Raw genomic sequence first — 26,785 nt, forward strand, 5'->3', positions numbered from 1 at the left:
TGTGTGCTCCAAAGGATCCGTGGTGATAGGGCGGTGCGTACGGCGCGTGCTTCGAAGTGATTTCTAGGCGAAGGCGACGTTGTATATGCCTGCGGCGATCGCGCCGCCGATCAGCGGACCGACCACGGGAATCCAGGCGTACGCCCAGTCGGAACCGCCCTTGTTGGGCAGCGGCAGCAGGGCGTGCACGATGCGCGGGCCCAGGTCACGGGCCGGGTTGATGGCGTAGCCCGTCGGTCCGCCGAGGGAGAGACCGATCGACACCACCACGAACGCGGTGACCAGACCGCCGAGGACGCCGAGGCCGTTGCCCTTGTCGTTCAGGCCCTGCGTGAGGACCGCGAGGATCAGCACGACCGTGCCGATGATCTCGGTGGCGAGGTTCTGCGCCGCGTTCCGGATCTCGGGGCCGGTGGAGAAGATGCCGAGGACCGGACCGGCGCCCTTCTCCTGGGCCTCGACCGCCTTTGCCGCGGTGGCCTGCGCGCCCGGACCGCCGACGATCTCCTTGTCGGTCAGGTGAGCGTGGAACTGGCCGTAGTAGGCGATCCACACCAGGGTCGCGCCGATCATCGCGCCGAGCAGCTGGCCGGCGAAGTAGACCGGAACGTTGCTCCAGTCGCTGTTCTTGATGGCAAGGGCGACGGTGACGGCCGGGTTGAGGTGCGCACCGGAGAGCGGTCCGGAGATGTACACAGCCGTCAGGACGGCGAAGCCCCACCCGAAGGTGATGGCGAGCCAACCGGCGTTACGGGCCTTGGAGGCCTTCAGCGTGACGGCAGCGCAGACGCCGCCGCCGAGCAGGATGAGTATGGCGGTACCGATGGTCTCGCCGATGAAGATGTCGGAGCTGGACACCCGCGACTCCTTTGTCCTTCGTCCAGGGGCCGAACCCCGGGTCCCGCCGGGGTTCTGGCGCCCTCGGGGGTGAGAGCGATGCCGGCCCTTGGCGTTGTCACACTCTAGCGCGTATTGCCGGTAGGTGTTCGACAATGCCGACCGATGGACGGGAGTCTTGCTTCGGCGTTACGCATGCGTCAAGGGTTCTGTTATCGAAAACAGGATCGTTATTGATCGCTGCGGGTTGTCACTCTTCGCATGCTGACATGGGCATTAGCCTGATATGTCGGTTTCAGGGTATGGCGAGGACCGGAACGCCGCCCGGCGTTCCGGTCCTCCCTGGGAGGAACCCAGGCATCCCCTCGGGGCAGCGGTCAGAACCGTCCCGCGCCCAGGTCCCTCGACACCGCGCGGGCGCAGTCGCGCACCGCCGCGATCAGCTCGGGACGCAGATCCCCGTCCCGGCGCAGCCGTTCCACGGCCCCGGTGATGCCGACCGCGCCCACGGGCATGCGGCGCCGGTCGTGGATGGGCGCGGCGATCGACGCCACGCCCTCCCAGGTCTCCTCGACGTCGGCCGCGTAGCCACGCGCGCGTGTGATGTCGAGAAGGTGCTCGAAGTCCTCGATGTCGCACACCGTGCAGTCGGTGAAAGGCTTCCGGTCCGCCTCCAGCGCCTCGCTGTGCGCCACCGGGTCGTAGGCCGACAGCACCTTGCCCAGCGCGGTGGAGTGCAGCGGCTGCATGGCGCCGATCTCCAGCACCTGCCGGCTGTCGTCCGGCCGGAAGACGTGGTGCACGATCAGCACGCCCTGCTGGTGCAGGACGCCCAGGTACACGCTCTCCCCGCTGGAACGGGCCAGGTCGTCGGTCCACACCAGGGCCCTGGCGCGCAGTTCGTGCACGTCCAGGTAGGTGGTCCCCAGGCGCAGCAGCTCCGCGCCCAGCTGATAGCGCCCGGAGGCGTCGTCCTGCTCCACGAAGCCCTCCTGCTGGAGGGTGCGCAGAATTCCGTGGGCGGTGCCCTTGGCGAGGCCCAGAGACGAGGCGATGTCCGACAGACCGAGCCGCCGCTCGCCACCCGCGAGCAAGCGCAGCATCGCGGCCGCCCGTTCGAGCGACTGGATGTTCCGTGCCATCGCCGTCCTGCCTCCGTCCCCTTCGACTACCGCACGGCATTCAACACCGTTCGGCAATGTCGAACACTACCGGTCCATGACGACCTCCCGCTAACGGTCGGTCGGCACTTGTTACATCACACGTGACCTGCCCGTGGTGCACGGCCCACCGGCGTCCGCCTCGTGGACGCCGGTGCCCATCCAAGCCGACTCCCGGCTACTCTGGCGCCGTGCGGCCTCCCCGCCTGTCCGGGACACCGCAAAGCCGACAGCCGTCGCACCTAGGGAGCCCCTTCATGGCCTCGTTGCCACCGTCCCCTTCCGCCGACAGCCGGACCCGCGTGTCCGCGCTCCGAGAGGCACTCGCCACCCGTGTGGTGGTCGCCGACGGAGCCATGGGCACCATGCTCCAGGCCCAGGACCCCACCCTCGAGGACTTCCAGCAGCTCGAAGGCTGCAACGAGATCCTCAACCTCACCCGCCCCGACATCGTCCGCTCCGTCCACGAGGCGTACTTCGCCGTGGGCGTCGACTGCGTCGAGACCAACACCTTCGGGGCCAACCACTCCGCCCTCGGCGAGTACGACATCTCCGAGCGCGTCCACGAGCTGTCCGAGGCCGGCGCCCGCGTGGCCCGTGAGGTCGCCGACGAGTTCACCGCCAAGGACGGCCGTACCCGCTGGGTCCTCGGCTCCATGGGCCCCGGCACCAAACTGCCCACCCTCGGCCACGCCCCGTACACCACCCTGCGCGACGCCTACCAGCGCAACGCCGAGGGCCTGGTCACCGGCGGCGCCGACGCGCTGCTCGTGGAGACCACCCAGGACCTGCTGCAGACCAAGGCCGCCGTCCTGGGTGCCCGGCGCGGCCTGGAAGCCCTCGGCCTGGACCTGCCGGTGATCGTCTCCGTGACCGTCGAGACCACCGGCACCATGCTCCTCGGCTCCGAGATCGGCGCCGCGCTCACCGCGCTGGAGCCGCTCGGTATCGACATGATCGGCCTGAACTGCGCCACCGGCCCGGCCGAGATGAGCGAGCACCTGCGCTACCTCGCCCGCAACGCCCGCATCCCGCTGTCCTGCATGCCCAACGCGGGCCTGCCCGTCCTCGGCAAGGACGGCGCCCACTACCCGCTGACCGCGCCCGAGCTGGCCGACGCCCAGGAGACCTTCGTCCGCGAGTACGGCCTCTCCCTCGTCGGCGGCTGCTGCGGCACGACCCCCGAGCACCTGCGCCAGGTCGTCGAGCGCGTCCAGGGCCGCACCCCGCCCGCCCGCGACCCGCGCCCCGAGCCCGGCGCCGCCTCCCTCTACCAGACGGTCCCCTTCCGCCAGGACACCTCCTACCTGGCCATCGGCGAGCGCACCAACGCCAACGGCTCCAAGAAGTTCCGCGAGGCCATGCTGGCGGGCCGCTGGGACGACTGTGTGGAGATGGCCCGGGAGCAGATCCGCGAGGGCGCGCACCTGCTCGACCTGTGCGTGGACTACGTCGGCCGCGACGGCGTCGCCGACATGCAGGAACTCGCCGGCCGCTTCGCCACCGCCTCCACCCTGCCGATCGTGCTGGACTCCACCGAGGTCGACGTCATCCAGGCGGGCCTGGAGAAGCTCGGCGGCCGCGCTGTGATCAACTCGGTGAACTACGAGGACGGCGACGGCCCCGACTCCCGGTTCGCCAAGGTCACCAAGCTCGCCCAGGAGCACGGCGCCGCACTGATCGCGCTCACGATCGACGAGGAGGGGCAGGCCCGCACACCCGAGAAGAAGGTCGAGATCGCCGAACGGCTGATCGACGACCTGACCGGGAACTGGGGCATCCGTGAGGAGGACATCCTCATCGACACCCTGACCTTCACCATCTGCACCGGTCAGGAGGAGTCCCGCAAGGACGGCCTCGCCACCATCGAGGCGATCCGCGAGCTGAAGCGGCGCCACCCGGCCGTCCAGACCACGCTCGGCCTGTCGAACATCTCCTTCGGCCTGAACCCGGCCGCCCGCATCCTGCTGAACTCCGTCTTCCTCGACGAGTGCGTGAAGGCGGGCCTGGACTCGGCGATCGTGCACGCCTCCAAGATCCTGCCGATCGCCCGCTTCGACGAGGAGCAGGTCACCACGGCCCTGGACCTGATCTACGACCGCCGCCGCGAGGGCTACGACCCCCTGCAGAAGCTGATGCAGCTCTTCGAGGGCGCCACCGCCAAGTCCCTGAGGGCCGGCAAGGCCGAGGAGCTGGCCGCGCTGCCGCTGGAGGAGCGCCTCAAGCGGCGCATCATCGACGGCGAACGCAACGGCCTGGAAGCCGACCTCGACGAGGCCCTGCAGGACCGCCCGGCGCTCGACATCGTCAACGAGACCCTGCTGGACGGCATGAAGGTGGTCGGCGACCTGTTCGGCTCCGGGCAGATGCAGCTGCCGTTCGTGCTGCAGTCCGCCGAGGTCATGAAGGCCGCCGTCGCCTACCTCGAACCGCACATGGAGAAGTCCGACGCCGAGGGCAAGGGCACCATCGTGCTGGCCACCGTGCGCGGCGACGTCCACGACATCGGCAAGAACCTGGTCGACATCATCCTGTCCAACAACGGCTACAACGTCGTCAACCTGGGCATCAAGCAGCCGGTCTCCGCGATCCTGGAGGCCGCCGAGGAGCACCGGGCCGACGTCATCGGCATGTCCGGGCTGCTGGTGAAGTCCACGGTGATCATGAAGGAGAACCTGGAGGAGCTGAACCAGCGCGGCCTCGCCGCCCGGTTCCCGGTCATCCTCGGCGGTGCCGCCCTCACCCGCGCCTATGTGGAGCAGGACCTGCACGAGATCTACGAGGGCGAGGTCCGCTACGCCCGCGACGCCTTCGAGGGCCTGCGCCTGATGGACGCCCTCATCGGGGTCAAGCGCGGCGTGCCGGGCGCCAAGCTGCCCGAGCTGCGCCGGCGCAGGGTGCGGGCCACCGCCGCCGTCGAGGTCGCCGAACGCCCCGAGGAAGGGCACGTCCGCTCCGACGTCGCCACCGACAACCCCGTGCCGACCCCGCCGTTCTGGGACACCCGCATCGTCAAGGGCATCCAGCTCAAGGAGTACGCGAGCTGGCTCGACGAGGGCGCGCTGTTCAAGGGCCAGTGGGGCCTGAAGCAGGCCCGCACCGGCGAGGGACCGTCGTACGAGGAACTCGTGGAGAGCGAGGGCCGCCCCCGGCTGCGCGGACTGCTGGAGCGGCTCCAGACGGAGAACCTGCTGGAAGCCGCCGTCGTCTACGGCTACTTCCACTGCGTGTCCAAGGACGACGACCTGATCATCCTGGACGAGCGGGGCAACGAGCGCACCCGGTTCACCTTCCCGCGCCAGCGCCGCGGCCGGCGCCTGTGCCTGGCCGACTTCTTCCGCCCGGAGGAGTCCGGCGAGACCGATGTCGTCGGCCTCCAGGTCGTCACCGTCGGCTCGCGCATCGGCGAGGAGACCGCGAAGCTCTTCGAGGCCAACGCCTACCGGGACTACCTCGAACTGCACGGCCTCTCCGTCCAGTTGGCGGAGGCGCTCGCCGAGTACTGGCACGCACGCGTCCGCGCCGAACTCGGCTTCGGCGGCGAGGACCCGGCCGACATGGAGGACATGTTCGCCCTGAAGTACCGGGGCGCCCGCTTCTCCCTCGGCTACGGCGCCTGCCCCGAGCTGGAGGACCGCGCCAAGATCGCGGACCTGCTCCGGCCGGAGCGGATCGGCGTCCACCTGTCCGAGGAGTTCCAGCTGCACCCCGAGCAGTCCACGGACGCCATCGTGATCCACCATCCGGAGGCGAAGTACTTCAACGCCCGCTGAGCCCTCCGGGGGTTCGGCCCGAGCCGCAGCGCCGGCGGCTCCACGGCACACACCAACGGCCCTCCGGCCTGCGTAAGGGTGATTTTCGGCATACCCCCGGGCGCGAGTGATAAACGAGGCGTTTTGCGCACCGGAGACGTACACTGGTCGGTCCACCAGGCCGGTTCCCTGTCCGGGAACCGGCCTGATCGTCCCTCAAGGAGGTGCGCCAGGATGACCAGCACGGTCCCCGCGCTCGGAACCCTTACGGCCGAAGGCTCCGCCCTGCAGGCGGTGCTCCTCGACATGGACGGCACCCTGGTGGACACCGAGGGTTTCTGGTGGGACGTCGAGGTCGAGGTCTTCGCCGCCCTCGGTCACACCCTGGACCAGTCCTGGCGGCACGTCGTGGTCGGCGGACCCATGACCCGCAGCGCCGGCTTCCTCATCGAGGCCACCGGCGCCGACATCACCCTCGCCGAACTCACCGTGCTGCTCAACGAGGGCTTCGAGGACCGCATCGACCGGGCCCTGCCGCTCATGCCGGGCGCCGCCCGCCTGCTCGCCGAACTCCACGAGCACGCCATCCCCACCGCCCTGGTCTCCGCCTCCCACCGGCGCATCATCGACCGTGTGCTGAGCATCCTCGGCGCGCACCACTTCGCCCTGTCCATCGCCGGTGACGAGGTCTCGCGCACCAAGCCCTTCCCCGACCCCTATCTGCTCGCCGCGGCGGGGCTCGACGCCCGGCCGGACAGATGCGCGGTGGTCGAGGACACCGCCACCGGTGTCGCCGCCGCCGAGGCAGCGGGCTGCCGCGTCGTCGCCGTACCCTCCGTCGCCCCCATCAGCCCGGCCGCCGGACGCACCGTGGTGACCTCCCTGGAAGAGGTCGACCTGGCATTTCTGCGCGGCCTGATGACGCAAATGCCCTAGCCGTTCACCCAGCGTGAAAAGTCCATTGGCCCGGTTGGACAAATTTCCGGGGAAGTACACCCGAGTGGAATTCACGGTCGGTCGTCCGGCCGAATTCCACTGACTCCCGGCACAGTTGAAAGTGTGACGTTCCCCACCCCGGCCACCCTCGACAACCCGCGTCAAGTGTGCTGAACGGCTCTGTTCGGGCCGGAAGGACGGGTCTTTGTGTCCCGATTGATGGGATGCTGCACTAATCCTGCCGCTGTCGGGTTTTCGGTGTGTCCGCACCTGGTTCCACTGCGTGATGGGGGGTCAACTCACGGGGCCGTGAACCCTCCTGCGGGCGCGGACTAATCTCATCGCGAGAACATCGCCGCAACCCCCCGTGATCCGCCGCACCACCCTGCATGCCGGATACACGGACCCGAACAGCTCTGGAGAAACTCCCGCATGAACCGCAAGACTTTGGTGCTGCCGGCGGTGGCCGGCCTGCTCACCCCGGTTCTCGCCGCGTGTGGCGGATCCGGCAGCGGGAGCAAGAGCGGTGACGCCATCGTCGTCGGTACCACGGACCGGTTCACGACCACCAGCGATGCCCCGGCGCCCCTCGACCCCGCCTACGCCTACGACGTAGGCACCTGGAACATCCTGCGCCAGACCGTGCAGACCCTGATGGCCCAGCCGAAGGGCGAGGGCGACCCCGTCCCGGACGCCGCCGAGAGCTGCTCCTTCACCGACAGCGGCAGCGAGCGCTACGCCTGCAAGCTCCGCGACGGCCTGAAGTTCGCGAGCGGCGACCCGGTGACCGCCCAGGACGTCAAGTACTCCATCGAGCGCGCCCTGCGCCTCAAGTCCAGCAGTGGCGTGTCCTCCCTGCTGAACACCATCGACACCGTCGAGACCCAGGGCGACCGCGAGGTGATCTTCCACCTCAAGACCGCCGACGCCACCTTCCCGTACAAGCTGTCCACCCCGGTCGCGGGCATCATCAACCCGAAGGACTACCAGAAGGACAAGCTGCGCGGCGGCTTCGAGGTCGACGGGTCGGGCCCCTACACCTTCCAGGGCGACGTCAGCGGCAACGCGATGACCGCCATGACCTTCACCAAGAACCCCAACTACAAGGGGGCCGTGAAGGTCAACAACGACAAGGTCGAACTGCGCTCCTTCACCGACGCCGACGCCATGGGCGCCGCCATCGACAAGGGTGACATCGACGTCATGACCCGCACCATGTCGCCCGACCAGATCCAGAAGCTGGACGCCGGCGGCACCAACAAGGTCGACCTCGTCGACATGCCGGGCCTGGAAATCCGCTACCTCGCCTTCAACACCAACGCGCCCAGCGTGAAGTCCAAGGCCGTGCGCCAGGCCATGGCCCAGCTCATCGACCGCGCGGAAATCCTCTCCAAGGTCTACGGCACCCAGGCCGAGCCGCTGTACTCGCTCGTCCCGGCCACCGTCACCGGCCACTCCAACTCGTTCTTCAACAAGTACGGCAACCCCAGCGTCCCCAAGGCCAAGGCCCTGCTGACCGGGGCCGGCATCACCGCGCCGGTCAAGCTGACCCTGCACTACACCACCGACCACTACGGCTCCGCCACGAAGAAGGAGTTCGAGGTCCTGCAGAAGCAGCTCAACGACAGCGGCCTGTTCGACGCGTCCATCCAGGGCCACTCCTGGGACACCTTCCGGCCCGCCGAGCAGAAGGGCCAGTACGACGTCTACGGCATGGGCTGGTTCCCCGACTTCCCGGACGCCGACAACTTCCTCGCGCCCTTCCTCGACAAGGACAACTTCCTCGGCTCGCCGTACTCCAACAGCACCATCCAGCGCACCCTGATCCCGGAGTCCCGCCGCGAGGCCGACCGGCTCAACGCCGCCAAGAGCCTCACGGAGATCCAGGACATCGTCGCCGAGGACGTCCCGGTCCTGCCCCTGTGGCAGGGCAAGCAGTACGTCGCCGCACGGGACGACATCACGGGCGTGGCCTACGCCCTCAACTCCTCCTCGACGCTTCAGCTGTGGGAGCTCGGCCGTGGTGTGAGCGGCTGACGGCTCTCTCGTCCGGGGGCCAGGGACGGCTGCCCCGGACTGCCCGGGGCCAGGACGGCGGCCCCGGGGTGACGAACCGACGACAAGGCACATTTCAAGTGAACATGCGCAACCAGTGGCCAGTCCTGCCCATCGTGGCGGGGCTGGCCTCCGGCCTGTTGACCGGCTGCGGCTCGGGATCCGGTGACTCCGGGGGTACCGGCTCCGCCATGGTGATGGGGATGTCCGACGACGTCCTCGCCACGGACCCGGCCTCCGGCTACGACCCCGGCTCCTGGCTGTTGTTCGACAACGTCTTCCAGTCGCTGCTCAGCTTCCCCAAGGGCGGGACCGAGCCCCAGCCGGAACTGGCCAAGGAATGCACCTTCACCGACTCCCGGGCCACCGTCTACCAGTGCACGCTCAAGGACGGCCTGAAGTTCAGCAACGGTGACCCGCTCACCTCGAAGGACGTGAAGTTCTCCTTCGACCGCATGCTGAAGATCAACGACCCCTCGGGGCCCGCGATCATGTTCCCGATGCTGGGCAGAGTCGACACCCCCGACGCGAAGACGGTCGTCTTCCACCTGAAGTCCTCCGACGCCACCTTCCCCAGCAAGATCGCCTCCGGCGCCGGCTCCATCGTCGACCACCGCCAGTACGACGCGAACGGCCTGCGCACCGACCACAAGGCCATCGGCTCCGGCCCCTACAAGCTGGACTCCTTCGACAAGGACCAGGCCGTCTTCTCCGTCAACGGCAACTACCAGGGCACCGCCAAGGTCAAGAACTCCGGCGTCACCCTGAAGTTCTTCCACGACGACCGCGCCGCCCTCAAAAAGGCCCTCCTCGACGGCAAGGTCGACATCGCCTACCGAGGCCTGTCCGCCTCCGACATCGCCGGCCTCGACCAGCAGGAAGGCAAGGGCGTCGACGTCATCGAGGGCAGCAGCGCCGAAGTCCAGCACCTGGTCTTCAACATGAACGACCCGGTCGCCGGAAAACTCGGCGTCCGCAAGGCCATGGCCTACCTCGTCGACCGCGACGCCCTCATCAAGAACGTCTACCAGGGCACCGCCACCCCGCTGTACTCGATCATTCCGGCGGGCATCGTCGGCCACAACACGGCCTTCTTCGACACCTACGGCGCCCGCCCCTCCCAGGCCAAGGCCGCCGCCGCACTGCGCGCCGCCGGCATCACCGGCAAGGTCAGGCTCACCCTGTGGTCCACGCCGTCGCGCTACGGCCCCGCCACCGACGAGGAACTGAAGGCCATCGCCGGACAGCTCAACGCCAGCGGCCTGTTCGACGCCGACGTCAAGTCCGTCGCCTTCGGCCAGTACGAGAAGGACATCGCGGCCGGGAAGTACGGCGTGTACGTCAAGGGCTGGGTCCCGGACTACCCGGACGCCGACAACTTCACCGCACCCTTCTTCGGCAAGGGCAACGTACTGGACAACAACTACAGCAACCGCACCATCACCGGCACCCTCATCCCCGACACCGCCGCACAGAGCGACCGGGCCGCCACCGACAAGGACTTCGGGCAGCTGCAGAACATCGTCGCCACCGAACTGCCCGTCCTGCCCGTCTGGCAGGCCAAGCAGTACGCGGTCGTCCGCGACGGCGTCTACGGCCTGGAGTACTGCCTGGACGCCTCCACGGTGTTCCGGTTCTGGGAACTCAGCAAGAGCTGACGCCCGCTGACAGCGAGGGCGCCCATCTCCACACGGGAGGGGCGCCCTTCGCCGTCGCAGCGGACGCGTCCGCGCTCACTGCGCGCCGGGACGCACCAGACCGCTCTCGTACGCGTACACCGCCGCCTGCACCCGGTCCCTGAGACCCAGCTTGGTCAGCACATGCCCCACGTGCGTCTTCACGGTGGTCTCGCTGACGAACAGGTCGGCGGCGATCTCCGCATTGGACAGACCCCGCGCCACCAGCTTCAGCACCTCCACCTCACGGTCGGTGAGGGTGTTCAGGGTGTCCGGCACCGGCTCCTCACCAGAGGGCAGATGCGTGGCGTACTTGTCCAGCAGGCGGCGCGTGATGCTCGGCGCCAGCATCGCCTCACCCGCCGCCACCACCCGGATCGCCTGCACCAGTTCATTGGCCGGCGCGTCCTTCAGCAGAAAGCCGCTCGCCCCGGCGCGCAACGCCTCGACGACATACTCGTCCAAGTCGAACGTCGTCAGCACCAGCACCTTCGCCGGACCGGACCGGTCGGGCCCGGTGATCTGCCGGGTCGCCTCCACCCCGTCCATCCGCGGCATACGGATGTCCATCAGCACGACGTCCGGCTGCAGGGCCCGCACCTGATCGAGGGCCTGCAGGCCGTCACCGGCCTCGCCCACGACCGCGATGTCCTGCTCGGCCTCCAGGATCATCCGGAAACCCGTACGCAGCAGGGGCTGGTCGTCGACCAGTAGGACACGGATGGCCACCTGACACTCCTTCGCTAGTCCGGGCCCATTCTGCCCTGCGACACGCCCCCGGACTCGCGCGCCCTCACCGGCAACGGATACGGCGGGGGAGTGCCGCCGAACTCCGGGCAGTGCGCCTGGTGGTCGCACCAACCGCACAGCTTCGTCGGCCGCGGCCGCCACTCCCCGCTCTCCGTGGCCTGCCTGATGGCCTCCCACAGCGCGTGCAGCTTGCGCTCCATCCGCTCCAGATCGGCGAGGACCGGGTCGTACGTCAGCACGTCCCCGCTGCCGAGATAGACCAGCTGCAGCCGCCGCGGCACCACCCCCTTCAGCCGCCACACCACCAGGGCGTAGAACTTCATCTGGAACAGCGCGCCCTCGGAGTACTCCGGCCGCGGCGCCTTCCCCGTCTTGTAGTCGACGATCCGCACCTCACCGGTCGGCGCCACATCCACCCGGTCGATGATCCCGCGCAGCCGCAGCCCCGAGTCCAGCTCGGCCTCCACGAACAGCTCGCGCTCCGCCGGCTCCAACCGCGTCGGATCCTCCAGCGTGAACCAGCGCTCGACCAGCCGCTCGGCCTCGGTGAGCCAGCCCGCCAGCAGCTCCCCGTCCGGATCGTCCGCGAACAGCTCCACGAGCTCCGGCCTGCTCTCCCGCAGCCGGTCCCACTGCCCCGGAATCAGCGACTTCGCCCGCGGCGCGGTCCGCTCCGCCGCCGGCGCGTCGAACAGCCGCTCCAGCACCGCGTGCACCAGGGTGCCCCGGGTCGCCGCCGCGCTCGGCTTCTCCGGCAGCCGGTCGATCACCCGGAACCGGTACAGCAGCGGGCACTGCATGAAGTCACTGGCCCGGGACGGGGACAGGGAGGAGGGCGGGATGGCGACGCGCTCGGCACCGGCCTCCGGCGGAGCCGGCACCGCCGCATCCGGCTCGGCGGCCTCCGCAGCAGTCGAGGGCCCCGGCACCGAAGCCGTCACAGGCGTCGGCTGCGGCGCCCCGGCCGGATCCGTCTGCTCGGCGCTGCCCGACAGGGCGCCCGCGTCCTCGATGCTGCTGTCCATGTCCACAGACCTTACGGCCCACCACTGACAGTGACCCAGCCGCCGCCCGAGTCCGGCCCGCGTCCGCGGGGCAAACACAAGGGGTGCCGGGGCGGAACGCGTCACCAAGGCCGCATACCATCGACCAGAGACCCTTCCGTCCGGCAGGTACGGGAGACGCTTCGAACGAGGGGACACCGTGGACGTGAGCGGCGGGAGCGGGCAGCCGCGGTCCGGCAACGAAAAGCCGGCCGAGCACCCCGCAGGTCCAACGGCCCCGACGACCGACCACACCGACCATGCGGGCCCGGAGCCGCAGCCCGCGACGCCCACCGCGGACCACGACACCACCCCGAACCCGGAGGGCACGGACAGCACCGGCGCCGGTCCGGATGCCGCGGCTCCTGCGCAGGGCACGGACAGCACCGGCGCCGGTCCGGACACCGCTGTGACTCCGGCCGGGACGGGCGGCACAGGCGGCGCCGAGGGAACCCCCGGCGGCCCGGCCGGCACCGGCGGCGCGACGGGTGACACCAGCGGCGCGACGGATGGCACCGGTGGGACCGGCGCCGGCGGCTGGGACGCGGCCGGCGCAGAGGGCCGCCCCGATGTCACCGGCCCCGGTGGTGGCGCGGACGCCGACGGGCGCACCGGCGGCTCGGAGGCCACCGGCACCACCGCCACGACCGGCCACACCGGCGGCTCGCAGACCCCGTCCCGCGAAACGACCGTCCCGCCCGGGAGCCGGCCGGACACGCAGCCCGAGCAGCACCGGACCCTTGCCCACTCCGGAATCGCCAAGGGCGAACCGCCCCAGCCACGACCCAAAGAGCCCGGTGGCGGCATCCTCATGGGCCGCCCCTTCGGCGTACCGGTCTACGTCGCGCCGAGCTGGTTCCTCGTCGCCGCGCTCATCACCTGGGTCTTCGGCGGCCAGCTCGACCGCGTGCTGCCCGAGCTGGGCGCCCTCCGCTACCTGGTCTCCCTGTTCTTCGCCGTCGCCTTCTACGCCTCCGTGCTGGTCCACGAGCTGGCCCACACGGTCGCCGCGATCCGCTTCAAGCTCCCGGTCCGCCGCATCCAGCTGCAGTTCTTCGGCGGCGTCTCCGAGATCGAGAAGGAAGCCGAGACCCCGGCCCGGGAATTCGTCCTGGCCTTCGTCGGCCCGCTGCTCTCCCTCGTCCTCGCCGGACTGTTCTACCTCGCCATGAAACCCGTCCAGCCCGGCACCGTACCCGGCGTCCTGCTGGCCGGCCTGATGATCTCCAACCTCATCGTGGCGATCTTCAACCTCCTCCCCGGACTCCCCCTCGACGGCGGCCGCATGCTCCGCGCCGTCGTCTGGGCCATCACCGGCAAACCCATGAGCGGCACCGTCGCCGCCGCCTGGGTCGGCCGCGCCCTCGCCGTCGCCGTACTGATCGGCCTGCCGCTGCTCAACCAGTCCGGCGCCCTCGGCGGCAACAGCGAGAACACGGGCGGCATGGACACCGTCACCGACGCCCTGCTCGCCGCCATCCTCGCCGCCATCATCTGGACCGGCGCCGGCAACAGCCTGCGCATGGCCCGCCTGCGCGAACACCTCCCCGAACTGCGCGCCCGCACCCTCACCCGGCGGGCCGTACCCGTCGAGACCGACACCCCGCTCTCGGAGGCCCTGCGCCGCGCCAACGCCGCCGGCGCCCGCGCCCTCGTCGTCGTCGACGCCCACGGCAACCCCCTCTCCCTGGTCCGCGAGTCCGCCATCGTCGGCGTACCCGAACACCGCCGCCCCTGGGTCGCCGTCAGCGGCCTCGCCCAGGACCTCACCGACGGCATGCGCGTCTCCGCCGAGCTCGCCGGCGAAGAGCTCCTCGACGTCCTGCGCGCCACCCCCGCCACCGAATACCTCGTCGTCGAGGAGACCGGCGAGATCTACGGCGTCCTGTCAGCGGCGGACGTGGAGCGGGCCTTCGTCAGGGCCATGGCAAGGCCCGCCTCATAACGCCGTGCGGAACGGACCGCCGCCCCCCACCACTCCGTCGGCCAAACCCCCGGACGGGACCCGGTAGGCTGGTCACATGTCCGAACCGACCGGTGCCGCCCGCAGGCGCGGGCCCTTCAAGGTCGGGGACCAGGTACAGCTGACCGACCCCAAGGGCCGCCACTACACGTTCACGCTCGAAGCCGGGAAGAACTTCCACACCCACAAGGGTTCCTTCCCGCACGACGAACTGATCGGCGCTCCCGAGGGCAGCGTTGTCCGCACCACCGGCAACGTCGCCTACCTCGCGCTGCGCCCCCTGCTCCCCGACTACGTCCTGTCCATGCCCCGCGGGGCAGCCGTCGTCTACCCCAAGGACGCGGGGCAGATCCTCGCCTTCGCCGACATCTTCCCCGGCGCACGCGTCGTCGAGGCCGGCGTCGGCTCCGGCTCGCTCAGCAGCTTCCTGCTGCGCGCCATCGGCGACCAGGGCATGCTGCACTCCTACGAGCGCCGCGAGGACTTCGCCGAGATCGCCAAGCAGAACGTCGAGCGCTACTTCGGCGGCCCCCACCCCGCCTGGCAGCTCACCGTCGGCGACCTCCAGGACAACCTGTCCGACACCGACGTCGACCGCGTCATCCTCGACATGCTCGCCCCCTGGGAATGCCTGGAAGCCGTCTCCAAGGCACTCGTCCCCGGCGGCATCCTCTGCTGCTACGTGGCCACCACCACCCAGCTCGCCCGGACCGTGGAGTCCATCCGGGAGATCGGCTGCTTCAACGAGCCGACCGCCTGGGAGACCATGATCCGCAACTGGCACATCGAGGGCCTCGCCGTCCGCCCCGACCACCGCATGATCGGCCACACCGGCTTCCTGCTCACCGCCCGCCGCCTCGCCGACGGCGTCGAGCCCCCCATGCGCCGCCGCCGCCCCGCCAAGGGCGCCTACGGCGAGGACTACGCCGGACCCAACGCCGACGGCGCCGGCCGCTGACCCACCCGCACACAGCACAACGCAACGGCGCCGTGCCGGAGTTCCCGCAGACCGACGGGAACTCCGGCACGGCGCCCCTTCGTTGACAGGGCACCAGGCGATTCCCCGGCCCCCACAGCGCGTACGCCCCGCACGCGCGCGGCCCGCCCGCGGGAATCCCCGACCCCGCCGTTCCCCCGCACTGTGACGTGTGGCACCATGCTGGCCACCCCCACCGGCACAGCCCTCACAGGAGACACTCCTAGTGCAGCAATCCGCCGTTCCGGAGCTCGCTCACGACCAGACCCGGCCCATCCACTGGGTCGCCACCGCCACGGCCGTCGCCGGCGTCGTGGCCCTCTCCTCCTTCGTCCAGCCCGGATCGGCCACGGCCGCCCAGTCCGCCACCGGCACACCCACCAAGTCCGCCCCCGCCGCCATCGCACCACCCAGCACCACCGGCGTGGACTTCCCCCTCCAGTGCGGACCCGTCAAAGCCGTGGTCGCCAAAAAAGCCACCGGAGACCTCGACGGCGACGGCAGACCGGAAACCGTCGCAGTAGTCCACTGCGACTCCGCCATGGGCACACCACCCGACGGCGTCTACGTCCTCACCCGCTCCACCGACGGCGACCAACCACGCGTCGTCGCCACCCTCGTCGACCCCAAGAACCGGCTCACCGTCACCGACTTCTCCATACGCGCGGGCACCGTCGCCGCCACCCTGCTCGGCTACTCCTCCGACGCCGTCCCCAACTGCTGCCCCGACCTGAAAACCCCGACCAAGTGGCACTGGAACGGCACCGCGTTCATCCGCTCCACCCCCGCCGACGCCCACAGCGTCTGACACCCGGCCCGGCCCGGACTCACTCCGCGTCGGGCCCGTACACCTCGACCCTGTCCGAAACCCGGCGCACATGAATGCACTCGCCGGGACACTCCCGCGCCGAATCCACCACATCCGCCAGCAGCGGCAACGGCACCGGCACCGTCGCACCCACCGCCTGCAACAGCTCCTCGTCCGCGCCCTTCACATAGGCCAGCCCGTCGATGTCCAGCTCGAACACCTCAGGGGCGTACTGGGCGCAGATCCCGTCACCGGTACACAGATCCTGGTCGATCCAGACCTCCAGCGCCTCCCCGCCCGGGGCCTCCTGCTGCACGGTCACCTCTCCTGCCGTCGGTACGCCGCGCGGAACCGGCACCACCAGGGCCAGCCGGGTCCGCACCAGCGGCTGTTGAACACCCCGACCCTACCCCCGCCCGCATTCCGGCCACCCTCCACCGGCCCCGGGTTTCCACCCCCGCCCCCTCGGGTACCAGCGCTCGATCAGGTCAGACACACCCCCGGCTATGACACCCACCACTTCAGGCCAGGCCGGCCGTGACACCCGCCGCCCGCACCGTCGCTCTGCGTGATGACACACGCAAGCGCGCTCCCGGCTGCCCATCTCCGGGCTCACCCGCCCGGATCGGACAACTCCGGCCACTCCTGAAGGGTTTTGACCACGCGATGCCTGGAACAAGCCGCTTCCGTATCACGTTGAGTGGGTATCCCCTCCGTGCGAGGGAGAGCGCAACGGGTGACCGACGACACACCTTGACAGTCTCTGTGATCTAGGGGTTTCAATCGACACCCACCCAGGTAGGGTCTGGAAGCGTCCAGCTCCCCTTGGAGGAGGTGAGGACCGTGGCAGCCCACGACGACGACATGAACCGCGGCATCCGCCCGGGACGAGGGTCCGACGACCCGGCCGGGCAGATCGCCTACCTTGAGCAGGAGATCGCCGTCCTGCGACGCAAGCTCGCCGACTCTCCGCGACACACGAGGATTCTCGAAGAGCGGATCGTCGAGCTGCAGACCAACCTGGCCGGCGTGTCCGCCCAGAACGAACGGCTGGCCAACACCCTCCGCGAGGCCCGCGACCAGATCGTGGCCCTCAAGGAAGAGGTCGACAGGCTCGCCCAGCCGCCCGCCGGCTTCGGCGTCTTCCTGCAGGCCAACGAGGACGGCACCGCCGACATCTTCACCGGCGGCCGCAAACTCCGGGTGAACGTCAGCCCAAGCGTCGACCTCGACGACCTGCGGCGCGGCCAGGAGGTCATGCTCAACGAAGCGCTCAACGTGGTCGAAGCCATGGAGTTCGAGAGCGTCGGCGACATCGTCACCCTCAAGGAAATCCTCGAGGACGGCGAGCGCGCCCTCGTGCTGGGGCACACCGACGAAGAACGGGTGGTACGGCTCGCCGAGCCACTGCTGGACGTCACCATCCGCGCCGGCGACGCCCTGCTGCTCGAACCCCGCTCCGGCTACGTCTACGAGGTCGTACCCAAGAGCGAGGTCGAAGAACTCGTCCTCGAAGAGGTCCCGGACATCGGCTACGAGGCCATCGGCGGACTCGGCAACCAGATCGAGGCCATCCGCGACGCGGTCGAGCTGCCGTACCTCTACCCGGACCTGTTCAAGGAGCACGAGCTGCGCCCGCCCAAGGGCGTCCTGCTCTACGGCCCCCCCGGCTGCGGCAAGACACTCATCGCCAAGGCCGTCGCGAACTCGCTCGCCAAGAAGGTCGCCGAGGTCACCGGCCAGGCCGCCGGCAAGAGCTTCTTCCTCAACATCAAGGGCCCCGAGCTGCTCAACAAGTACGTCGGCGAGACCGAGCGGCAGATCCGCCTCGTCTTCCAGCGTGCCCGAGAGAAGGCCAGCGAGGGCACCCCCGTCATCGTCTTCTTCGACGAGATGGAATCCCTCTTCCGCACCCGAGGCTCCGGCGTCAGCTCGGACGTGGAGAACACCATCGTCCCCCAGCTGCTCGCCGAGATCGACGGCGTCGAAGGCCTGGAGAACGTGGTCGTCATCGGCGCCTCCAACCGCGAGGACATGATCGACCCCGCCATCCTCCGCCCCGGCCGGCTCGACGTGAAGATCAAGATCGAGCGTCCCGACGCCGAGGCCGCCAAGGACATCTTCGGCAAGTACCTCACCGAACGCCTCCCGCTGCACGCCGACGACCTCGGCGAACACGGCGGCGACAAGGCCACCACCGTCCAGAGCATGATCCAGACGGCGGTCGAGCAGATGTACGCCGAATCCGAGGAGAACCGCTTCCTGGAAGTCACCTACGCCAACGGCGACAAGGAAGTCCTCTACTTCAAGGACTTCAACTCCGGCGCCATGATCGAAAACATCGTCGGCCGCGCCAAGAAAATGGCGATCAAGGACTTCCTCGAAAAGAACCAGAAGGGCCTCCGCGTCTCCCACCTCCTCCAGGCCTGCGTGGACGAGTTCAAGGAGAACGAAGACCTCCCCAACACCACCAACCCCGACGACTGGGCCCGCATCTCCGGAAAGAAGGGCGAACGGATCGTCTACATCCGTACCCTCATCACCGGAAAGCAGGGCGCAGACACCGGACGCTCCATCGACACGGTGGCGAACACCGGACAGTACCTGTAACAGCAGGGCGGCTGCGGGTGCCCTCGCCGGGTACCCGCAGCCCTCGCTTTTTCAGGCCACGACCGGAGCAGCCAATGACGCAAATGATCTCCCCACCAGCGCAAAGGCGTTCTAGGCTCGTTCCTACCGCCGAGTCGCGCAGTGCGGGGACGGGCACCGCACACGCACCGGAGCTCCAGCGGTACGTGAGCGGCCCCACGACCGAGGGTGCCGCCGGGCAAGGAGGGCCGCATGACCGTACGGCGAGTAATGGGCATCGAGACGGAGTACGGGATCTCCGTCCCCGGCCACCCGAACGCCAATGCCATGCTCACCTCGTCCCAGATCGTCAACGCCTACGCGGCGGCGATGCACCGGGCCCGCCGGGCCCGCTGGGACTTCGAGGAAGAAAACCCGCTACGGGACGCGCGAGGCTTCGACCTCGCCCGCGAGGCCGCCGACGCCAGCCAGCTCACCGACGAGGACATCGGCCTCGCCAACGTCATCCTCACCAACGGTGCGCGCCTCTACGTCGACCACGCCCACCCCGAATACAGCGCCCCCGAGGTCACCAACCCCCGCGACGCCGTCCTCTGGGACAAGGCCGGCGAGCGCATCATGGCCGAGGCCGCCGAACGAGCCGCCCAGCTCCCCGGCGCCCAGCCCATCCACCTCTACAAGAACAACACCGACAACAAGGGTGCCAGCTACGGCACGCACGAGAACTACCTGATGAAGCGGGAAACCCCCTTCTCCGACATCGTGCGCCACCTGACCCCCTTCTTCGTCTCCCGCCAGGTCTTCGCCGGCGCCGGCCGCGTCGGCATCGGCCAGGACGGCCACGAACACGGCTTCCAGATCAGCCAGCGCGCCGACTACTTCGAAGTCGAGGTAGGCCTGGAGACGACGCTGAAGCGGCCCATCATCAACACGCGCGACGAGCCCCACGCCGACGCGGAGAAATACCGCCGCCTCCACGTGATCATCGGCGACGCCAACCTCTCCGAGATCTCCACCTACCTCAAGCTGGGCACGACCTCCCTGGTCCTGTCCATGATCGAGGACGGCTTCATCGCGGTCGACCTGGCGGTCGACCAGCCGGTACGGACACTGCACCAGGTCTCCCACGACCCGTCCCTCAAGCGCCTGATCACACTGCGCAGCGGACGCACCCTGACCGCCGTCCAGCTCCAGATGGAGTACTACGAGCTGTCACGCAAATACGTCGAGGAACGCTACGGGGCCGACGCCGACGACCAGACCAAGGACGTCCTGACCCGCTGGGAGGACACCCTCACCCGGCTGGAGAACGACCCCATGAGCCTGGCGGGCGAGCTGGACTGGGTCGCCAAACGCGAACTCATGGAGGGCTACCGCCGCCGCGACAACCTCGACTGGGACGCCGCACGCCTCCACCTCGTCGACCTCCAGTACGCCGACGTACGCGCCGAGAAAGGCCTCTACAACCGCCTCGTCGCCCGCGGCCGCATCAAGCGCCTCCTGGACGAGTCCGAGGTCGAGAAGGCCCGCACCAAGCCACCGGAGGACACCCGCGCCTACTTCCGCGGCCGCTGCCTGGAGCAGTACGCCGACGACGTCGCCGCGGCGAGCTGGGACTCGGTCATCTTCGACCTCCCCGGCCGCGACTCCCTCCAGCGCGTTCCAACCCTCGAACCGCTACGCGGAACGCGAAATCACGTCAAGGAACTGCTGGACCGCTGCCGCACCGCAGAAGACCTGGTCAGGGTCCTGTCAGGCGGGTGAGCGGGCCAGGGGGTGCACGGTGCGGCCCGGGCGGGCAGGGTGGAAACCCTGACTGCCCGGGAATCATCGAGGTGGCCCCCGTACGTTGGAGAAACTGCGGGGCCGATGTCGGACCCGGCTTGTAGGGTCTGATCATCACCGATCGGCAGGCGAACTGAGCGGGGTGAGGGTTATGGCAACCAAGGACACCGGCGGCGGCCAGCAGAAGGCCACGCGAGCGACCGAAGAGGTCGAGGAGCAGGCGCAGGACGCGCAGGCTTCGGAGGACCTCAAGGAGCGGCACGAGAAGCTGAGCGACGACGTGGACTCCGTCCTCGATGAAATCGACGATGTCCTCGAGGAGAATGCCGAGGACTTCGTGCGCTCCTTCGTTCAGAAGGGTGGGCAGTAGGGCCCTTTTCCCTTCGAATCGAAGGCGAACGGAGATCGGAAGTGTTGGGGGAGCCGGAAGTGAAGCGCTGCGCGCGGTGTGGAGAGGTCAAGCCGCGCGCAGCCTTCGCGGCCAAGCGAAGCAATCTTGACGGCTTGCAGCACCGTTGCCGCGAGTGTGCGGCTGAGGCCGACCGGAAGCGCCAGCAGGCCATGGGTAGAACAGTTCCACCGCGCGGAGCTGTCCCGGACGGCCACAAGCACTGTCAGGGCTGTGGAGAGGTCAAGCCGCGCTCCGCCTGGCATCGAGGGAAAGCCTCGCGGTGCAAGGCCTGCCGTGCGGTTGACGACCGCAGGCACCACCTGAGACGCCAATACGGCCTCACCGAAGCCGAGCGTGACGCGATGATCGCCTCCCAGTACGGCCTCTGCGCGATCTGTCTGGCTGCCCGGCCCGCGCATGTGGATCACTGCCACAACACGGGTAGGGTCCGTGGCGTACTGTGCTTCAACTGCAATTCCGGCCTCGGTCTGTTGAGGGACGACCCTGCTGCCGTCCGCCGAGCCGCCGCCTATCTGGAAGGAAACTCGTGGAAGCCAATACTCGTGGCACCGGGCGTCTACCAGCTGCCTTCCTGACGCCAGGTTCCTCCTCCTTCATGGACTTCCTGTCCGAGCACCAGCCCGAGATGCTGCCCGGCAACCGGCAGCTGCCGCCCACGCAGGGTGTGATCGAGGCGCCGCACGGCACCACCATCGTCGCCGCGACCTTCCCGGGCGGCGTGGTGCTGGCCGGTGACCGTCGGGCCACCATGGGCAACATCATCGCTCAGCGGGACATCGAGAAGGTGTTCCCGGCGGACGAGTACTCGGCCGTCGGCATCGCCGGCACCGCCGGTCTGGCCGTGGAGATGGTCAAGCTCTTCCAGCTGGAGCTGGAGCACTTCGAGAAGGTCGAGGGTGCGCAGCTGTCGCTGGAGGGCAAGGCGAACCGGCTGTCGACGATGATCCGGTCGAACCTGGGCATGGCGATGCAGGGGCTGGCGGTCGTGCCGCTGTTCGCGGGGTATGACCTGGACCGGGAGAAGGGGCGGATCTTCTCCTACGACGTCACGGGTGGCCGCAGCGAGGAGCACAACTTCGCGGCGACGGGTTCCGGCTCGATCTTCGCTCGTGGTGCGATGAAGAAGTTGTTCCGTGACGACCTGACCGAGGAGCAGGCGATCACGTTGGTGGTGCAGGCTCTCTACGACGCGGCTGACGACGACTCGGCGACCGGTGGTCCCGATGTCGCCCGCCGGATCTACCCGATCGTCACCGTGATCACCGAGGACGGTTTCCGTCGGCTGACGGAGGACGAGTCCTCCGAGATCGCTCGTGCGGTGCTGCAGAAGCGCCTGGAGGAGCCGGACGGCCCGAAGGCCGCCCTGCTCTGAGTGCGGGCCCCGGTTCTTATCAAGGTGATCCAGTGACCATGACAGAAAGGGACGGATAACCGGTGTCGACGCCGTTCTATGTCTCACCCCAGCAGGCCATGGCCGACCGGGCGGAGTACGCCCGGAAGGGCATCGCCCGTGGCCGTAGCCTGGTCGTGCTGCAGTATGCCGACGGCATTGTGTTCGTCGGTGAGAACCCGTCCCGTGCGCTGCACAAGTTCAGCGAGATCTATGACCGGATCGGTTTTGCGGCCGCCGGTAAGTACAACGAGTACGAGAACCTGCGCATCGGTGGTGTTCGTTACGCCGATCTGCGGGGTTACACCTATGACCGTGATGATGTGACCGCTCGTGGTCTGGCGAACGTGTACGCCCAGACGCTTGGCACGATCTTCTCCTCGGCCGCCGAGAAGCCGTACGAGGTGGAGCTGGTCGTGGCGGAGGTGGGGGAGACCCCGGAGGGTGACCAGATCTATCGGCTGCCGCATGACGGGTCGATCGTGGACGAGCACGGCTCGGTCGCGGTGGGTGGCAATGCGGAGCAGATCAGCAGTTTCCTGGAGCAGCGTCACCGTGACGGCATGTCGCTGGCGGAGGCCCTGAAGCTGGCGGTGCAGGCGCTGTCCCGCGACACCAATGGCAGCGAGCGGGAGATTCCCGCGGAGCGTCTTGAGGTGGCGGTGCTGGACCGTACGCGTCCGCAGAAGCGCAAGTTCAAGCGCATCGTCCGCCGTCAGCTGTCCCGTCTGCTGGCGGCGGACGGTGCGGCCACCGAGGCGGAGAGCTCGGAGGAGGAGGACGGCTCCGAGGAGGAGTGACCCGCAGCCCTGATCGCCTGCTCCTGTGTGCCCCGGCCGTTGTCCTGGCCGGGGCACACGGCGTTCCGGTACCGGCCGGGGGGAGGCTAGGCGGCGCGTGGCGGGGCTGTGGAGCCGCGTACGACGAGTCGGACGGGGATGTCCCCGCTCTCGGGCTCGCGGCCGTCCAGGACGGCGAGGAGGGCTTGCATGCCGCGTTCGCCGAAGAGTTCGGCGTCGAGGCGTACGGTGGTCAGTTCTGGGTCGATGGCGGTGGCGAGGCCGAGGTCGTCGACGCCGGTGACCGATACGTCGTCGGGGATGCGCAGGCCGAGGCGGCGCAGGGCCTTGTAGGCGCCGGCGGCGAGTTTGTCGTCGTCGCAGACGACGGCGGTGGGTCGGGGGCCGGGTGCGGTGAGTGCGGTCTCGGTGGCGGTCAGGGCGCCTTCGATGGAGATGGGGGCGCGGGCTGTGCGTACTTCCGTCCCGGGTACGGCTGCCATGCGTGCGGCGAGTTCACGCGCGCGTACCTCGAAGGTCCAGGAGGGGACGTCGGCGGCCAGGTGGAGGATGCGGCGGTGGCCGAGGGTGAGCAGGTGGTCGGTGACCTGGCGGATGCCGTCGGTGATGTCCAGGTTGACGGTGGCGGCGCCGAGGCTGCCTTGGGGGTCGCTGTCGAGCATCACCAGGGGGAGTTGGTCGCCGCGGATGGCGGTGAGGGCGTCGGCGGCCATGGAGGAGGCGATGACGCCGTCGAGGGCGGCTTGTGCGGAGGCGAAGGGGTCGCGGGCCGGGCCGATTCCTTCGGGGGAGGGGTAGAGGACGACTCCGAAGCCGTTGTCGGCGGCGACGCGAGCGGCGCCGGTGTAGACGCCGGCGAAGAACTCTGTCGTGAGGGCCGGTACCACGAGCAGGACGGTGCGGGTGTGGCCGAGGCGGAGGTTGCGGGCGGCGAGGTTGGGGCGGTAGCCGAGTTCGCGGGCCGCTTCGCGGACTCGTTCGGCGACGGGTTGGGAGACGCGTCCGCGCCATTTGTCGCCGAGTACGAGGGAGACGGCGGCCTGGGAGACTCCGGCTGCGTGGGCGACGTCGCGGCTGGTCGGGCGCGTGCTGCTGCGTGCCACCGTGGGCCTGCCTTTTCGTGTGGACTCCGAACAGCGCACATGGTACGTATGGGGAGGGGCGTTATACGTAAAACTTGAGGTTGGAGGCGGCGGATGGCCGCGGGTTATCTGGAGATACTCCGGGCGAGGCATGCGCTGCGGCTGCTCACGGGCACCCTGGTGGGCCGGCTGCCGAACGCGACCGCCGCGATCGCCCTGGTGCTGTTCGTGCGTGCCGAGGGCGGCACCTACAGCCTCGCCGGTGCCCTCGCCGCCGTCTATGGCGTCGCGAACGCCGTGGGGCAGCCGGTGCTGGGCCGGCTCGTGGATCTGTACGGCCAGCCGCGCGTCCAGTTGCCGGCGGCGGTCCTCGCGGCCCTGTCCATGGCGGTCTTCGCGTTCTTCGGCACGGATCCGCTGCCGCTGGCGTACGCGGCCGTGGCGGCGGCCGGCCTGTTCGCGCCGCCGCTGGAGGGGGGCCTGCGGGCGCTGTGGCCGTCGGTGCTGCGCCGGGGGGAGCAGGTGCACACGGCGTACGCCATGGACGCGGTCGCGCAGGAGATCATGTTCACGGTGGGGCCGCTGCTGGTGACGCTGTGCGTGTCGCTGTGGGACGAGCGGGCCGCTCTGCTGGTGCTGAACCTGCTGGGGGTGCTGGGTGCGCTCTCCGTGGTCGTGTCGCCGCCCTCGCGCGCGTGGCGGTCGGCGCCGCGTGAGGCGCACTGGCTGGGTGCGCTGCGCTCGCCGGGGCTGCTGGCCCTGCTGAGTGCCTTCCTGTTCGTGGGGATCGCGCTGGGCTCGATCACGGTCGCGTCGGTGTCGTACGCCGACGGTCATGGCGGTGACGCGGTGTACGGCTGGATGATGGCGGGGCTGGGCCTGGGCGCGCTGGTCGGCGGCACCGTGTACGGGGCGCGGCGGTGGGGTGGTTCGCCCGAGCGGCGACTGAGCGTGCTCGTGGCCCTTCTGGCGGTGTGTTACCTGCCTTTGCTGCTGACGCCGGGTGCGCCGGCGATGGTGCTGCTCACGGTGGTCTCGGGGGTGTTTCTCGCGCCGTGTATCGCCTGTGCGTTCATCATCGTGGACCGGCATGCGCCGAGCGGGACGGTCACCGAGGCGTTCTCCTGGCTTGTGACGACGTTCACCGTGGGTGCCTCGGTGGGCACGGGTGTGGCGGGGCCCGTGGTCCAGGCGGGTGGCACGGTGTGGGGGTTCGCGGTTCCGGGGGCGGCGGGAGCCGTGTCGTTGCTGGTGTTGCTCGCCACGGGGCGGGTCCTCGCAGCTCCCGCGCGGGGCGGGGTCGTTGCGTCTTCATCGGAAAATGATCCAAATCGTGCTGTCGAACCCCGTTTCAGCTCAGGGGATCGGGCGTAATGTTCAGTCATGGACCGCCGCATTTTCGGGCTGGAGAACGAGTACGGCGTCACGTGCACGTTCAGGGGACAGCGGCGCCTGTCTCCTGACGAGGTGGCGCGGTACCTCTTCCGCCGTGTCGTGTCATGGGGCCGCAGCAGCAATGTCTTTCTGCGAAACGGCGCCCGGCTCTATCTCGACGTGGGCTCACATCCGGAATACGCGACCCCCGAATGTGACAACGTGATCGAACTGGTCACCCACGACAAGGCCGGCGAGCGCATTCTCGAAGGACTCCTGGTGGACGCGGAACGACGCCTGCACGAGGAGGGAATCGCGGGCGACGTCTACCTGTTCAAGAACAACACCGACTCGGCGGGCAACTCGTACGGCTGCCACGAGAACTATCTGGTGGCCCGGCACGGGGAGTTCTCGCGGCTCGCGGACATCCTCATCCCGTTCCTGGTGACCCGGCAGCTGTTGTGCGGTGCGGGCAAGGTGCTGCAGACACCGCGTGGTGCCGTGTACTGCGTGAGTCAGCGCGCGGAGCACATCTGGGAGGGTGTGTCCTCGGCGACGACCCGTTCGAGGCCCATCATCAACACCCGCGACGAGCCGCACGCGGACGCGGAGCGTTATCGCCGGCTGCATGTCATCGTCGGTGACTCGAACATGTCCGAGACGACGATGCTGCTGAAGGTCGGCGCGACGGACCTGGTGCTGCGCATGATCGAGGCGGGCACCGTGATGCGCGACCTCACGCTGGAGAACCCGATCCGGGCGATCCGTGAGGTCAGCCATGACATCACGGGCCGGCGCAAGGTGCGACTGGCCAGCGGCCGGGAGGCCTCCGCGCTGGAGGTGCAGCGGGAGTACTTCGACAAGGCCGTGGACTTCTGTGACCGGCGGGGCATCCGTACCGGTACGGTCGCGCAGGTCCTGGAGCTGTGGGGCCGCACCCTGGACGCGATCGAGACCGAGGAACTGGACCGGATCGCCACCGAGATCGACTGGGTGATGAAGTACAAGCTCATCGAGCGGTACCGGGCCAAGAACAACATGACGATGTCGCATCCGCGGGTCGCGCAGATAGACCTCGCCTACCACGACATCCATCGTCGTCGTGGCCTGTACTACCTGCTGGAGAAGAAGGGTCAGGCGGCCCGGGTCTGCAACGACTTGAAGATCTTCGAGGGCAAGTCGGTCCCGCCGCAGACGACTCGGGCGCGGCTGCGCGGTGACTTCATCCGGCGGGCACAGGAACAGCGCAGGGACTTCACGGTCGACTGGGTGCATCTGAAGCTCAACGACCAGGCGCAGCGCACGGTGTTGTGCAAGGACCCGTTCCGTTCGGTGGACGACCGGGTGGAGAAGCTGATCGCCGGGATGTAGCGGAAAGCGGGTGAGTCAAGCGTTTC

General features: G+C 69.0%; 21 protein-coding genes. 15 read left to right on the forward strand and 6 right to left on the reverse strand.

The window, feature by feature from the left end; genetic code table 11:
- Positions 1-63 precede the first annotated feature (63 nt).
- Together ACZ5NH_RS11645 and ACZ5NH_RS11650 are read right to left on the reverse strand one after the other, a co-directional pair.
- Positions 64-858: an MIP/aquaporin family protein gene (locus ACZ5NH_RS11645; RefSeq protein WP_388626402.1), complete on the reverse strand. Its 795-nt coding sequence runs from the start codon at positions 856-858 to the stop codon at positions 64-66.
- A gap of 356 nt (positions 859-1,214) precedes the next feature.
- Entirely contained in the window at positions 1,215-1,979 is a 765-nt protein-coding gene (locus tag ACZ5NH_RS11650; protein ID WP_468774506.1) for an IclR family transcriptional regulator, read from the reverse strand.
- A 275-nt stretch (positions 1,980-2,254) separates the two neighbouring features.
- Between ACZ5NH_RS11650 and metH the strand changes: the two genes are divergently transcribed.
- The 4 genes from metH (at position 2,255) to ACZ5NH_RS11670 (ending at position 10,398) form a co-directional block, all read left to right on the forward strand.
- Positions 2,255-5,770 (forward strand): methionine synthase, encoded by a 3,516-nt coding sequence (gene metH, locus ACZ5NH_RS11655; protein ID WP_468774508.1) that lies wholly within the window; start codon positions 2,255-2,257, stop codon positions 5,768-5,770.
- A gap of 213 nt (positions 5,771-5,983) precedes the next feature.
- Complete coding sequence (locus ACZ5NH_RS11660) at positions 5,984-6,685, forward strand: HAD family hydrolase (RefSeq protein ID WP_468774510.1); 702 nt, start codon at positions 5,984-5,986, stop codon at positions 6,683-6,685.
- A 432-nt stretch (positions 6,686-7,117) separates the two neighbouring features.
- Positions 7,118-8,722, forward strand: coding sequence for an ABC transporter substrate-binding protein (locus tag ACZ5NH_RS11665; RefSeq protein WP_468774512.1), 1,605 nt, complete (start codon positions 7,118-7,120; stop codon positions 8,720-8,722).
- A 98-nt stretch (positions 8,723-8,820) separates the two neighbouring features.
- Positions 8,821-10,398, forward strand: a complete 1,578-nt coding sequence (locus tag ACZ5NH_RS11670) for an ABC transporter substrate-binding protein (RefSeq protein WP_468774514.1) — start codon at positions 8,821-8,823, stop codon at positions 10,396-10,398.
- A gap of 75 nt (positions 10,399-10,473) precedes the next feature.
- On the opposite strand, the gene ACZ5NH_RS11675 is transcribed toward ACZ5NH_RS11670, so the two are convergent.
- Positions 10,474-11,145, reverse strand: coding sequence for a response regulator (locus ACZ5NH_RS11675; RefSeq protein WP_228618649.1), 672 nt, complete (start codon positions 11,143-11,145; stop codon positions 10,474-10,476).
- Between the two features lie 14 nt (positions 11,146-11,159).
- Positions 11,160-12,191, reverse strand: coding sequence for a RecB family exonuclease (locus ACZ5NH_RS11680; protein WP_468774516.1), 1,032 nt, complete (start codon positions 12,189-12,191; stop codon positions 11,160-11,162).
- A 184-nt stretch (positions 12,192-12,375) separates the two neighbouring features.
- Here ACZ5NH_RS11680 and ACZ5NH_RS11685 point away from each other — a divergent pair, with 184 nt between their 5' ends.
- The 3 genes from ACZ5NH_RS11685 to ACZ5NH_RS11695 all read left to right on the forward strand — a co-directional run bounded on the left by ACZ5NH_RS11685 (position 12,376) and on the right by ACZ5NH_RS11695 (position 15,956).
- Positions 12,376-14,154: a site-2 protease family protein gene (locus ACZ5NH_RS11685; protein ID WP_468774518.1), complete on the forward strand. Its 1,779-nt coding sequence runs from the start codon at positions 12,376-12,378 to the stop codon at positions 14,152-14,154.
- Positions 14,155-14,230: 76 nt separating this feature from the next.
- Positions 14,231-15,130, forward strand: a complete 900-nt coding sequence (locus ACZ5NH_RS11690; RefSeq protein ID WP_450982413.1) for a tRNA (adenine-N1)-methyltransferase — start codon at positions 14,231-14,233, stop codon at positions 15,128-15,130.
- Positions 15,131-15,374: 244 nt separating this feature from the next.
- A complete protein-coding gene (locus ACZ5NH_RS11695; RefSeq protein ID WP_388626383.1) occupies positions 15,375-15,956 on the forward strand; it encodes a hypothetical protein in 582 nt (193 codons plus the stop codon).
- 19 nt (positions 15,957-15,975) lie between these two features.
- Here ACZ5NH_RS11695 and ACZ5NH_RS11700 read toward each other — a convergent pair whose 3' ends face one another.
- Positions 15,976-16,278, reverse strand: coding sequence for a ferredoxin (locus ACZ5NH_RS11700; protein WP_351206632.1), 303 nt, complete (start codon positions 16,276-16,278; stop codon positions 15,976-15,978).
- Between the two features lie 521 nt (positions 16,279-16,799).
- Between ACZ5NH_RS11700 and arc the strand changes: the two genes are divergently transcribed.
- From arc to prcA, 6 genes are all read left to right on the forward strand, one after another.
- The gene (gene arc, locus ACZ5NH_RS11705; protein WP_468774521.1) at positions 16,800-18,566 is read left to right on the forward strand and encodes a proteasome ATPase; all 1,767 of its coding nucleotides are present in this window, start codon (positions 16,800-16,802) and stop codon (positions 18,564-18,566) included.
- Positions 18,567-18,797: 231 nt separating this feature from the next.
- Positions 18,798-20,309, forward strand: a complete 1,512-nt coding sequence (dop, locus tag ACZ5NH_RS11710) for a depupylase/deamidase Dop (RefSeq protein WP_450982415.1) — start codon at positions 18,798-18,800, stop codon at positions 20,307-20,309.
- Positions 20,310-20,481: 172 nt separating this feature from the next.
- Positions 20,482-20,700, forward strand: a complete 219-nt coding sequence (locus ACZ5NH_RS11715; RefSeq protein ID WP_023551933.1) for a ubiquitin-like protein Pup — start codon at positions 20,482-20,484, stop codon at positions 20,698-20,700.
- A 383-nt stretch (positions 20,701-21,083) separates the two neighbouring features.
- Positions 21,084-21,317: an endonuclease VII domain-containing protein gene (locus ACZ5NH_RS11720; protein ID WP_468774524.1), complete on the forward strand. Its 234-nt coding sequence runs from the start codon at positions 21,084-21,086 to the stop codon at positions 21,315-21,317.
- Complete coding sequence (gene prcB, locus ACZ5NH_RS11725) at positions 21,269-22,114, forward strand: proteasome subunit beta (RefSeq protein ID WP_468774526.1); 846 nt, start codon at positions 21,269-21,271, stop codon at positions 22,112-22,114. The genes ACZ5NH_RS11720 and prcB overlap by 49 nt, the downstream gene beginning before the upstream one ends.
- A gap of 62 nt (positions 22,115-22,176) precedes the next feature.
- Entirely contained in the window at positions 22,177-22,932 is a 756-nt protein-coding gene (prcA, locus tag ACZ5NH_RS11730; RefSeq protein WP_388626376.1) for a proteasome subunit alpha, read from the forward strand.
- 86 nt (positions 22,933-23,018) lie between these two features.
- Here the strand turns inward: prcA and ACZ5NH_RS11735 are convergent, their stop codons facing one another.
- Positions 23,019-24,035 carry a LacI family DNA-binding transcriptional regulator gene (locus ACZ5NH_RS11735; protein WP_388626375.1) on the reverse strand — a complete coding sequence of 339 codons (1,017 nt, stop codon included), beginning with the start codon at positions 24,033-24,035 and terminating at the stop codon, positions 23,019-23,021.
- A 93-nt stretch (positions 24,036-24,128) separates the two neighbouring features.
- Between ACZ5NH_RS11735 and ACZ5NH_RS11740 the strand changes: the two genes are divergently transcribed.
- Both ACZ5NH_RS11740 and pafA read left to right on the forward strand, forming a co-directional pair.
- The gene (locus ACZ5NH_RS11740; RefSeq protein WP_468774529.1) at positions 24,129-25,388 is read left to right on the forward strand and encodes an MFS transporter; all 1,260 of its coding nucleotides are present in this window, start codon (positions 24,129-24,131) and stop codon (positions 25,386-25,388) included.
- Between the two features lie 9 nt (positions 25,389-25,397).
- Positions 25,398-26,759 (forward strand): Pup--protein ligase, encoded by a 1,362-nt coding sequence (gene pafA, locus ACZ5NH_RS11745; RefSeq protein ID WP_055709514.1) that lies wholly within the window; start codon positions 25,398-25,400, stop codon positions 26,757-26,759.
- The last annotated feature ends 26 nt before the right edge of the window (positions 26,760-26,785 follow it).

The sequence above is a fragment of the Streptomyces sp. NPDC031426 genome (assembly GCF_055581585.1).